Origin of the sequence: Flavobacterium tistrianum (assembly GCF_003254545.1) — a bacterium.
In the GTDB taxonomy this organism is placed as follows: domain Bacteria; phylum Bacteroidota; class Bacteroidia; order Flavobacteriales; family Flavobacteriaceae; genus Flavobacterium; species Flavobacterium tistrianum.
On record NZ_QJRH01000056.1, the window covers coordinates 60,576 to 72,030 of the forward strand.

The 11,455-nt window shown below is 35.1% G+C and carries 9 protein-coding genes; 1 reads left to right on the plus strand and 8 read right to left on the minus strand.

From position 1 onward, the window contains the following. Positions 1-14: 14 nt before the first annotated feature. The 3 genes from DMB71_RS01800 to DMB71_RS01810 all read right to left on the minus strand — a co-directional run bounded on the left by DMB71_RS01800 (position 15) and on the right by DMB71_RS01810 (position 5,046). Positions 15-3,383: a TonB-dependent receptor gene (locus tag DMB71_RS01800; protein ID WP_111363147.1), complete on the minus strand. Its 3,369-nt coding sequence runs from the start codon at positions 3,381-3,383 to the stop codon at positions 15-17. 71 nt (positions 3,384-3,454) lie between these two features. Continuing rightward, on the minus strand, positions 3,455-4,375 hold the full coding sequence (locus DMB71_RS01805; protein ID WP_111363149.1) for a FecR family protein: 921 nt from the start codon (positions 4,373-4,375) through the stop codon (positions 3,455-3,457). 113 nt (positions 4,376-4,488) lie between these two features. After that, a complete protein-coding gene (locus DMB71_RS01810) occupies positions 4,489-5,046 on the minus strand; it encodes an RNA polymerase sigma-70 factor (RefSeq protein WP_111363151.1) in 558 nt (185 codons plus the stop codon). A 333-nt stretch (positions 5,047-5,379) separates the two neighbouring features. Here DMB71_RS01810 and DMB71_RS01815 point away from each other — a divergent pair, with 333 nt between their 5' ends. Continuing rightward, positions 5,380-5,646, plus strand: a complete 267-nt coding sequence (locus tag DMB71_RS01815) for a GNAT family N-acetyltransferase (protein WP_239452904.1) — start codon at positions 5,380-5,382, stop codon at positions 5,644-5,646. Between the two features lie 105 nt (positions 5,647-5,751). Here the strand turns inward: DMB71_RS01815 and fsa are convergent, their stop codons facing one another. The 5 genes from fsa to DMB71_RS01840 form a co-directional block, all read right to left on the minus strand. Next, positions 5,752-6,408 carry a fructose-6-phosphate aldolase gene (gene fsa / locus DMB71_RS01820; protein ID WP_111363152.1) on the minus strand — a complete coding sequence of 219 codons (657 nt, stop codon included), beginning with the start codon at positions 6,406-6,408 and terminating at the stop codon, positions 5,752-5,754. A gap of 384 nt (positions 6,409-6,792) precedes the next feature. After that, on the minus strand, positions 6,793-8,118 hold the full coding sequence (gene xylA / locus DMB71_RS01825) for a xylose isomerase (protein WP_111363154.1): 1,326 nt from the start codon (positions 8,116-8,118) through the stop codon (positions 6,793-6,795). Between the two features lie 9 nt (positions 8,119-8,127). Next, positions 8,128-9,609 (minus strand): xylulokinase, encoded by a 1,482-nt coding sequence (locus tag DMB71_RS01830; RefSeq protein ID WP_111363156.1) that lies wholly within the window; start codon positions 9,607-9,609, stop codon positions 8,128-8,130. 2 nt (positions 9,610-9,611) lie between these two features. Beyond that, entirely contained in the window at positions 9,612-10,619 is a 1,008-nt protein-coding gene (locus tag DMB71_RS01835; protein WP_111363158.1) for a GntR family transcriptional regulator, read from the minus strand. A 376-nt stretch (positions 10,620-10,995) separates the two neighbouring features. Then, the coding region (locus tag DMB71_RS01840) for a family 43 glycosylhydrolase (protein ID WP_162614760.1) at positions 10,996-11,455 on the minus strand (460 nt) is incomplete at its 5' end.

The window sequence follows — 11,455 nt, forward strand, 5'->3', positions numbered from 1 at the left end:
TTGTTTTTTATTTTTTAAAAAGTTGCGTTAACACCTGTCATGTAAATACGAGAAAGCGGATAACGTCCTAAATCCATTCCGAAATTTTTAAGTCCAACTTCAGGATCCATTCCAGAATATTTCGTGATTGTAAATAAGTTTTGTCCAGAGATAAAGAATCTCAATTTTGCTTTTCCGTTCAGCCAGCTTTCTTTAACAGTATAACCAATAGAAACGTTTTTCAATCTTAAGAAAGAAGCATCTTCGATAAACAAATTAGAAATACGCCCAAAGTTGTTGTTGTTATCTGTTGACGAAAGAACAGGAACATTTGTATCGGTATTCGTTGGTGACCAAGCATCTTTTGATTCAGCCAATAAATTGTAACCTGGGAAAGAAGCATTTAAACCTGTATGTTTTACAGCATTGAAAACGCTATTTCCTGCAGCTCCACTGAAAAAGATATTCATATCAAATCCTTTGTACTTGAAATTAGCATTCAAACTATACGTTGTCTTTGGGAAAGGACTTCCTAAAACTACTCTGTCGCTGTTATTGATAACGCCATCACCGTTTTCATCTCTAAATTTAATATCTCCGGCAACCGCATTTGGCTGATACATTACACCATTTTTATTTACATACGCTTTCACCTCATCGTTACTTTGAAATAATCCATCCATAGCATATCCGTAGAACGCGCCAACTGGGCTTCCAACTTGGTAAATATTCGCCAGTGGCAAACTACGAACTCGGCTTAATCCTAGAGGTTCTAATGAATTTAAATCGTCTTTAATAGAAACAATTCTATTGCTTAAGAATCCAGCATTTGCTGTAACATCAAATTTAAATTCTCCACGAGTTTTTTGATACGTCAGACTCACCTCGATTCCTTTATTTTCAACATCTCCAGAGTTTACAATTCTTCCTTGTGGCGTTCCAGAAACTCCTGGCAATTGGTCGCGAACCAACATGTCTTTGTTTTTCTTTACGTAAGCATCAACAGATCCTACCAAAGTATTATTTAGCATCGTGAAGTCTAAACCAATATTAGTCTGCTCAGAACTTTCCCATTTTAAATTCGGATTTGATAATTCGCTTTCAGCATAACCATAATTGATTGATGGAACTGCTCCAATTAAAGCTTGAGTTTGAACTAAAGGCACACTAAACTGGTATGGCCCAAGGTTTCCTAAATTTCCAATTTGTCCCCAACTTGCTCGAAGTTTTAAATTACTAATGATTGGTTCAATACCTTTCATGAAATTTTCTTCAGAAATTAACCAACCTGCAGAAACTGAAGGGTACACTTTCCAACGATTATTTTCTAATAGTTTTGAAGTTCCGTCACGACGAACAATTCCTGAGATTAAATATTTCTGATTGAAATCGTAATTGATTCTTCCTACATAAGAAGAAATAATTTCATCTGATCTTCCGGCTGCTGTCTGCTGAATTAATTTTGCATTTAATAAATAACGCTGCGATGGATCTTCGTTGTCAAAACCAGTTCCTTCAACTGTATAGAAATCTCTTTTTGTTTCTTGATAGGTATATCCTGCCAAAGCTTTCAAATTGTGTTTTCCAAAAGATTTCTCATAAGAAATGGTTTGCTCGCTCAATAAATCGGTAACCGTTAAATTTTTCAACGTCAATCTATTAAAATCGAATATTTTTCCTGGTTCAGTAACTTTTACTGTAAAATCTGTTGCATTGTCCTGAATTCTAGTATAACCCCAATTCGATTTTACTTTTAAACCCTTAACAATTTCCCATTCTGCGTACGGATTGATTAAAATGGTCGAAACTGGATTTTTATTGTCTAACCTTTTCAAATATGCCACCGGATTAATAACGTCTCCGTATGAACCAATATATTTTTCTGGAACACCACCAAATTGCCCCGAACCATCTTCTCTATAAATCGTTGCGTTTGGAGGATATAAAATTGCCGCTTGGATTGCTCCTGTGTACGAACTTGAAGTATTGGCTGTCTGTCCATCAGTTAAAGAGTACGAAATATTTTCTCCAATGGTGAAATTATCTGCCAATTTGAAAGAAGAATTTGCTCTTACTGTGTAGCGCTCTCCGTAAGTATTTAACAAAATACCTTCGTTTTTTCTGTAGCTTCCAGAAAGAAAGAAATTAGATTTTTCTGTTTTTCCATTTACCGAAAGAGACAGATCTTGAATTTCTCCTGTACGGAAAATTTCATCCATCCAGTTAGTTTTTGTTGTTCTTGCAGTTGGCTCAAATGCTGGATCAAAAGCAGGAATTCTCGGCAAACCTGCATTATCTCTTGCAAGATTCATCGCATCGGCATATTCTGCAGCGTTTAAAACCTCTAATTTTTTGGCTACATTCTGAAAACCTCCTTGATAGTTTACATTCACATTAATTTTATCTGAAACTCCTTTTTTAGAAGTAATTAAAATTACCCCACCAGAAGCTCTTGCTCCATAAATTGCTGCCGAAGCTGCATCTTTCAACACGTTTATAGATGCAATATCATTTGGATTTATAGTGTTTAAAGAACCGCTGTAAATAATTCCGTCTAAAACGATTAAAGGCGTTTCAGCGTTCAAAGATCCAATACCACGAATATTGATTGTTGGTGATGCAGTCGGGTCACCACCATCGTTAATTACCGTAACTCCAGCAACCGTTCCCTGCAATAATTCTGCTGCATTGTTGTATGTTCTGCTTGATGTTTCTTTCATAGAAACAGAACCAACCGCTCCTAAAACTTCATTCTTTTTAACACTTCCGTATCCCATTACCACAACTTCTTGAAGCTGTTTTACATCGGCTGCTAATTTTACCGTGATGTTTTGTGAACTAGTTACTTTTACTTCTTGCGTTATATAACCAACATAAGAAAAAATAAGTGTCGCTTCAGAAGCGTTTACTTCCAATTTAAATGTTCCATCAAAATCAGTTGCTGTTGCTGCGTCTGAGCCTTTATCTTTAATTCCCACACCTGGTAAAGGCATATTGTCGTCTCCTCCGAAAACAGTTCCTGAAACAGTAATTTTATTCTGATCTGAAGAAGCAACTTTCTGATTTTTCTTGATTACGATATTGTTGCTCACAATCTCATATCGTAGCACATTTCCGCAAATTTTATCCAGCGCTTGTTCTAGAGTTACATTATTCAGTTTTAAAGTTAATTTCTGATTGGTGTTTACTTGGCTGCTTTCGTACATAAAATGCACATCAACCTGATTTTCAATTTTTTGAAATATATTTTTTATACTCTCATTATCAACTTTTAAAGTCACTCGTTTGTTAATGTCAACATTCCCAGCTTTTACTGTTAGTGCAGCAAAAAACAAAGTCATAAATAGGAATAATTTTGTTCCTATTGTCCTTATGCTGGCATACCGCATTTGTTTTTCATTCATAGTTTTTAGATTTAGTGTAATTGTTTTGTTTATTAGTTTGCTACGTAGTTTTATTTTTATTGTTTAAAGAATTACTCGATTTTATAAATTCCAGAATCCATTTTGTATTGGGCATTGATGATATTGCACACCAATCCAATTACCTGATCGGCAGGAAGTTCTTTAAAATAAGCGCTAATCTTTAAATCGTTTAAATTCTTGTTTTTGACTTCAATCGAAACATTATAATTGCGGTTTATTGTGGCCACAACTTCTGGCAAAGGCGTTTCTTCAAAAACCATAATGTTTTTACGCCAAAGTGAAATGGTATTTACTGGAATATCCTTGAAAGCCTGAAGCTTGTTGCTTTGCGATTTAAAAACCACTTTCTGTCCTGGAGTTACATAAACATTCTCTTCTGTAACAGTCGATTTCACGTTTACTCTTCCTGTTGCGACCGAAACTTCTTGCGTGGTCTGGTCTGGATAAGCTTGAACATTAAAACTGGTTCCGAGAACTTTGGTATCCATTTTATTGGTATGAATAATAAAAGGATGTTTCTTGTCTTTGGCTACGTCAAAAAAAGCTTCTCCGCTCAAATACACTTCTCTCGTATCGCCTTTAAACTCTTTTGGATATTTAAGAATACTTCCTGCATTTAGCCAGATTTTTGTTCCGTCACTTAATTCTATCTGAGCATGTTCGCCTAGTTTTGCGGCAAATTGTTTGCTTTCAACAACATTTGATGTTTGATAAAAGAACACCGATAATCCGATCAAGAAAATCAAAGAAGCTGCAACAGCCCAGTTTTTGTATGAAAGAGCAATAACTTTATTGGTATTTTTTATTTGTCTTAATTCTTTTTTCAGTTTTGAACGGTCTGATTGAACCACTTCCATATTATCAAAAAAATCATCTGTACGATCGTACCATTTATTCCACATTTCTTGTCCTTTTGGGGAATACTTTCCTTCTAAAAAATTTTTGATTTCGTTATTTGAATTTTCAGGCATTATAATTTCTTTATGTCTATACTAGTATGTCTTGGGAATTGTAATTTTAGGTAGGCGCAAAAGGTTACGCTTCTGTTAAGAAAAAAATTGGATTCTTAATCTGAAGTTTACTTTTAATTGAATTCGCCCAAATAAGTGCGCATGAATTTCAGCGAATATGTAATATGGTATTTTACCGTTTCGATCGAAACATTCAGTTCTTCAGCGATTTCTTTATTTGTGTAATGTTTTACACGGCTGAGAATAAAAACCTCTTTTGATTTTTTAGGAAGTAATGATGCCGCTTCGTCAACCGCTTTTTGAAGTTCATCATAATAAATAGAATCTTCGATCGCATTATAGCTCGTTTGCGAAACGGTATTTTTTTCTAAAACTTCTTGAATATACTGATCGGTAACTTCGTGTGATTTGATATAATCTAAAGTCATGTAGCGAACCGAAGTATAGATGTACGCTGCAAAACTTTTCTGAATTACAATTGTTTTGCGTCTTTCCCAAATAGAGGTAAAAACTTCCTGCACAATTTCTTCTGAAATGGCGATTGATTTCATTCGGAGATATACAAACCGAACAAGCAGATCTCGATATCTAAAATAAAGTTCATCAAAAGCTTTATCCTTGCCTGATTTTAATAATTCGACAAGTTCTTCGTCTGTAAACTTCTTATACATGATCCATTATTTTATGATTAATCAAATTAAAAGTGTGAGCCAAAACACTTTCTCTGATTTTGTCTTGATAATGATCCTGTTGTTTTAAAATTGGCATATACAAAGTATTGGTTTCTTCTTATATGTCTCCAAAATTAAAGCTGAGGGTAGGTCGATTAGGTTACGTTTACATTAATAAAACCTCTCTGAAACGAAACATATTATTAACATTTGAAGTCAAAAGCAAACTGAAAAATAAGGGTTTGTAGTATTTCGCGTAAAAATTGAAATACTTTGTTTGGTATAATAATCTTTCTCTTATAAAAAGCAGAAAAAGCGCTTAACATATAATTAATGGGAATGCAAAATAATATCGAAATAAATCTAAAAAAATTAAAAAATTTCGCTTTTAAAGGTCTTGGAATTGGTAAAAAACTCTTAACTGAAGCTGTAGATTTTTGTAAAGAGAAAAAGTTTAAAAATGTGTTTCTGCTAACGACAAGCATGCAGGACAAAGCCCTTCAAATGTATAAAATGATGGGATTTGAACTTACGAAATCGGAAGAAGTTCACGAATGGGGGAAAACGTTTTATGAGGAGCGATATGATCTTAAGCTATAAAATAGTAATTGATATACTTTTAGCAACTTTTTTAAGTAACCTTAATTATTAAAAAAGCTCTTTTCGTTCTGAAAAGAGCTTTTTTAATTTGTAGTTTATTTTAGTCTAGAGATTCATCTTTTTAGCATCTTCAACAAACTGTTTCAATCCGATATCAGTCAGCGGATGTTTCAATAATCCTTTAATTGCCGATAATGGTCCAGTCATAACATCTGATCCAATTTTAGCGCAATTGATAATATGCATCGTGTGTCTTACAGAAGCTGAAAGGATTTGAGTTTGATAATCGTAATTATCGTAAATTTCTCTTATTTCAGCAATTAGGTTCATTCCGTCTGTAGAAACGTCATCTAATCTTCCTAAAAACGGAGAAACATAAGTAGCTCCTGCTTTTGCAACCAATAATGCCTGACCAGCAGAAAAAACTAAGGTCACATTGGTGCGAATTCCTTTTGAAGAAAAATATTTACAAGCTTTTACACCGTCGCCAATCATTGGCAATTTAACTACAATCTGTGGATGTAAAGCCGCTAGTTCTTCACCCTCTCTTACCATTCCGTCAAAATCGGTCGAAATTACCTCAGCTGAAACATCACCATCAACGATATTGCAAATAGCCAGATAATGGTTTAAAATATTTTCTTTTCCTGTAATGCCTTCTTTTGCCATCAAAGACGGATTGGTGGTTACACCGTCTAAAACACCTAAAGCCTGCGCTTCTTCAATATCTTGAAGATTGGCAGTGTCAATAAAAAATTTCATAAGTTTTTTGGTTTGTGGTTAATTGTAGAGACGCACTGCAGTGCGTCAAAATTCTAGTAAAAAAACTTTGTCAAAGTTTAAAACTTTGACAAAGTTCTCAGCGTGTTCTAGTGGTGAAAAATGTGCATTTCGATTGATTCTGCTCTTCAAAAAACCTTCAATAAAAAAATATCTTCTTATTATTTTATCAAACTGACTTTTGATTCTATTTGATTCTTAAAAATAGCAACTAAACCTTAAATCTATTTTTTTTTCAAATCTCAAGAAAAAAGCCATAATCTTAATACACATTTTCAAAGTTTTTAGATTTTCCGTCTCACTAAATATTTTGCAGAAACCTAACAGGTTTTCAAAACCTGTTAGGTTATTTAAAATCTAAACCAATTAAATATATTGGTTGATGATATTTTCAAACAATTCTTGTTTACCGCTTTGAAGCGTTAATTCTCCGTTTTGGTTTGCAATATCATAAAGATCTTTAAGGTTTAATTTTCCTTCAGCAAAATCTTTACCTTTTCCAGAATCAAAAGAGCTATATCTTTCTTTTCTTAATTTCTCGTAAGGAGAAGAAGTGATGATTTTATCTGCCGTTAATAATGCTCTTGCAAAAGTATCAGCTCCGCCAATGTGTGCTAAGAAAACATCTTCTAAGTCTGTAGAGTTTCTTCTGATTTTAGCATCAAAGTTAACTCCACCGCCTTGCAATCCGCCAGCTTTTAAGAAAACCAACATGGCTTCAGTAGTTTCTTGGATGTTATTTGGGAATTGGTCTGTATCCCATCCGTTTTGGTAATCTCCTCTGTTGGCATCGATGCTTCCTAACATTCCAGCTTTTGCTGCCACTTCCAATTCATGTTGGAAAGTATGCTGTGCCAATGTAGCGTGGTTTACCTCAATATTGATTTTGAAATCTTTATCTAAACCATAGTTTTTCAAGAATCCAATTGCTGTAGCAGAGTCAAAATCGTATTGGTGTTTAGATGGTTCCATTGGTTTTGGCTCGATGAAGAAAGTTCCTTTAAAACCTTGCGCTCTAGCGTAGTCTCTCGACATTGCTAAGAATTGTGCCATATGGTCTAATTCTCTTCCCATATCTGTGTTTAGTAAAGACATATAACCTTCTCTACCACCCCAGAATACGTAGTTTTCTCCGCCTAAAGCGATTGTTGCATCCAAAGCTAGTTTTACTTGTCCACCAGCTCTTGCCACTACATTAAAATCTGGATTTGTAGCTGCTCCGTTCATAAATCTTGGATTAGAGAAACAGTTTGAAGTTCCCCAAAGCAATTTAATTCCAGATGCTGCTTTTTTCTGTTTTAAATATTCTGTAATAAAAGCCAAACGTTTTTCTGATTCTGCGAAAGTTGGCCCTTCGTTAATCAAATCGTAATCGTGGAAACAAAAATAATCAAATCCCATTTTGCTGATAAATTCAAAAGCGGCATCTGCTTTATCTTTTGCTGCCTGATAAGGATCTGATGAAGCATCCCAAGCAAAATTTTGAGTTCCTGGCCCGAATGGATCGCTTCCTTGTCCGCAGAAAGTATGCCAGTATGCAATAGCAAATTTAAAGTGCTCACGCATTGTTTTTCCGGCTACAACTTGGTCTGGATTATAATATTTAAATGCCAACGGATTGTCAGACTCTTTTCCTTCAAACTTAATTTGGCCAATACCTTTGTAGTATTCTTTATCTCCTAAAACTATCATTTGATTCTTTTATTTGTTTGTTAATATTAATTCTAATTCTTGTTTCCATTTTTTATAAGCCGCTTCATAAGGTTCTTTGTTATGAAGTGGTAAAAACGTCATAACGTGATCGTTGTCGCTGATATTCTCTCCAAATTTGGCATAATCTCCATCTTTTAAGCCAACCGCTCTCGCTGCGCCAACTGCTCCTGTTGTATTGTAAATTTCGATTTCATAACCAATTAAAGTTGCCACAGTATTCGAGAAAATCTCCGAACGGAAAAGATTATCATTTCCAGCTCTAATCACGTTAATTGTAGCATTATCCTCTTTTAAACATTCCATTCCGTACACAAACGAAAAAGCAATTCCTTCAAGAGAAGCTCTAAACAAATGTGCACTGTTATGAATATTCAAGTTGAGGTTTAAGAAATGAGTACCAATAGTTTTGTTGTTAAACATACGCTCAGCGCCATTTCCAAACGGAATCACAACAACGCCTTCTGAACCAATTTCAACGTTTGAAGCCTTTTCATTCATTACTTCATAACTTTCGTTACCCATATTATTGCGAAGCCATCTGTACTGAATTCCAGCTCCGTTAATATTCAAAAGTTTACCCACTCTTGGCGTTTCCAATTCGTAGTTTACATGAACAAAATTGTTTACTCTTGTGCTTTTTCCAGAAGACATTTCGCTTACCGCATAAAACACACCCGAAGTTCCGCCAGTCGCAGCCACTTCTCCAGGATTCAAAACATTTAACGAAAGCGCATTATTTGGCTGATCTCCTGCTCTATAAACAATCGGAATTCCTGCTGGAAGACCAGATTCAGCCGAAGCTTTTTCTGTAACAAAACCCTGATTCGTAAAATTTTCTACGATTTTTGGAGTCAATGCTGTATCAATTCCATAATATTCTAAAAGCCAGTCGGCTACTTTGTTTTCTTTATAATCCCAAAGCATTCCTTCAGACAAACCATTTTTTGTAGTCGTTACTTCGCCCGTCAATTTCAAAGCGATGTAATCTCCCGGAAGCATGTATTTCGAGATTTTACTGTAAAGTTGAGGTTCGTTTTCTTTAACCCATTTCAGTTTTGAAGCGGTAAAATTCCCAGGCGAATTCAATAAATGCGACATACATTTCTCTTCTCCAATTTCGGCGAAAGCCTTATTCCCAATTTCAACCGCACGGCTGTCACACCAGATAATCGAATTTCGAAGCGCATTTCGAGCCTCATCCACAATCACCAATCCGTGCATTTGGTACGAAATACCAATTCCCTGAATTTTAGAAGCATCAATATTCGCTTCTTTAATAGCTCTTTTAGTCGCCGTGCAAATGTGCTGCCACCAGATTTCAGGATCTTGTTCTGCCCAATCTGGGTGAATCGAAAGAATTTCCATTTCGTTCTGAGGCTCGTTCAAAACGATTACTTTTTTACCTGTTTCTGCTTCCACCAAGGCTGCCTTGACAGAAGAACTTCCAATATCATAACCGATATAATACATACTTACAATGATTCTCTAATTATTAATTTTGTCGGCACATAACACTTCGTTTCTTCGTCATGTGTAATAAATGCCGCTGCTTTGGTTCCTAATTCGTTAAAATCAGTCGAAACAACCGAAATTCCTTTATATATAAATTTCTTCATCGGGGTCTCGTTGTAGGATAAAAATCCAACATCTTTCCCTGGTTCAAAATCCTTCTCTTTGCACTGTTCTAAAAAGTATCCTAATATCCTGTCGCTTACGCTGATATATGCGATTCCTTTTTCAATATTAAACTTTTTCGGATCGGTTATAATGCCATATTCAAAACCAAAATCGGCACAGAATTTCTTGAAATATTCTACCGTCTCCCACGGATGATTTGTAAAATCTGGATATACAAATTGTATCTTTTTATACTTTTTAAACAAATCAACCGCTTCTGTCAAAGACTCATAAAACGCTTTCCCGAAATCCTGAAAAATGTAATTATTCGTTTTATCAGCCTGAATATTCCAGTCTATTAAAAGCAATTTATCTTTTGAAATCGCCGATAATGCTGGAGCAATATCCTTGTGATCAAAATTCATCACCACATATTTGTAATACTTCCCGATTCCGTTATTGATGATCGTTTTAAAAACATCAATATTATAATGATGAAACTGCACATCTGTAATCACATTATCTGGCAGATTGTTCACAAACGAATGATACAAAACCTCTTTATAAGCCTTAAACGTATCCAAAACCAAAAGCACTTTTCTCGTTTCGCCTGCCACATAATAGCCTTTATTCGGTACAGATTCAATCGTATTCTGATCTTTTAAAATCGTATACGCCTTAAAAACTGTATCTCTCGAAAGCTGATATGTTTTGCAGATTACATTCACTGACGGAAGCAAATCTCCCTTTTGCAAAATATTCTCCGCAATGGCATTTGTAATTCCGTCAACCAACTGCTGATACTTCGGAATATCACTTTCGTGATTTATTATAAACTCAAATTTTTCTTCTTCTTTTAGCATACCGTTCTGTTCCGTTCTGTTATGCTAAAGTAGCTAAAAATCTTTTATAAAAAATTATTTTTCAGATTAAAATTGTTATTTTTTTATGTCTTAATCTTAATATTTTGGGCGTGTCCCGCCGAAAAAGGCGGGTCGGGCTATTCGCTTCAAGTCCTCTCTCTTCCTTCGTCAGGCTCCGGGCTTTCCACTGCTATCCCTCACGCAAAACGGTTTCATAAGGACATTTATCATAAAGTTTGTCATTGCGAGGAACGAAGCAACCTCACTTCAATTTGATTCAGCAAATGTGATTGCTTCGTTCCTCGCAATGACAAAAAAACGAACCTAAAGAACACAACCGATTGTATTTTTCGCTAAATTTTTTAGCAAAAAAATCTCAATCAAATAATCTTCTAATTCCATAAGGATCAATCGTAACAATAGAACCGTCTTCCAAATAATCTATCTTAGTCATCTTCATGCTTCTCAAATGCGTCACTCCTTTTGAAAGGCTTGAATCATGATAGAACAGATACCACTCGCCTTCCACTTCACAGATCGAATGGTGCGATGTCCACCCGATAACCGGATTCAGAATTCTTCCCTGATACGTAAACGGCCCATAAGGACTGTCTCCGATAGCGTAGCAGATGAAATGCGTATCGCCTGTTGAATAAGAGAAATAATATTTTCCGTTGTATTTATGAACCCAAGAAGCTTCAAAAAAACGTCTGGCATTATCTCCAGCAAGAATCTCATTTCCATTTTCGTCCAAAATTTTAATCTCTTTCGGATCTTCGTCAAATTCCAACATATCGTCTCTTAACAAAGCTACAATTGGTCCCAGAGCTTTCTCT

What these genes read in the sequence shown, in the direction of transcription:
- DMB71_RS01835 (WP_111363158.1), bottom strand. Translation starts at nt 10,619, where the DNA reads ATGCTAAAAGAAGAAGAAAAATTTGAGTTTATAATAAATCACGAAAGT.
- xylA (WP_111363154.1), bottom strand. Translation starts at nt 8,118, where the DNA reads ATGATAGTTTTAGGAGATAAAGAATACTACAAAGGTATTGGCCAAATT.
- DMB71_RS01800 (WP_111363147.1), bottom strand. Translation starts at nt 3,383, where the DNA reads ATGAATGAAAAACAAATGCGGTATGCCAGCATAAGGACAATAGGAACA.
- fsa (WP_111363152.1), bottom strand. Translation starts at nt 6,408, where the DNA reads ATGAAATTTTTTATTGACACTGCCAATCTTCAAGATATTGAAGAAGCG.
- DMB71_RS01815 (WP_239452904.1), top strand. Translation starts at nt 5,380, where the DNA reads ATGGGAATGCAAAATAATATCGAAATAAATCTAAAAAAATTAAAAAAT.
- DMB71_RS01810 (WP_111363151.1), bottom strand. Translation starts at nt 5,046, where the DNA reads ATGTATAAGAAGTTTACAGACGAAGAACTTGTCGAATTATTAAAATCA.
- DMB71_RS01830 (WP_111363156.1), bottom strand. Translation starts at nt 9,609, where the DNA reads ATGTATTATATCGGTTATGATATTGGAAGTTCTTCTGTCAAGGCAGCC.
- DMB71_RS01805 (WP_111363149.1), bottom strand. Translation starts at nt 4,375, where the DNA reads ATGCCTGAAAATTCAAATAACGAAATCAAAAATTTTTTAGAAGGAAAG.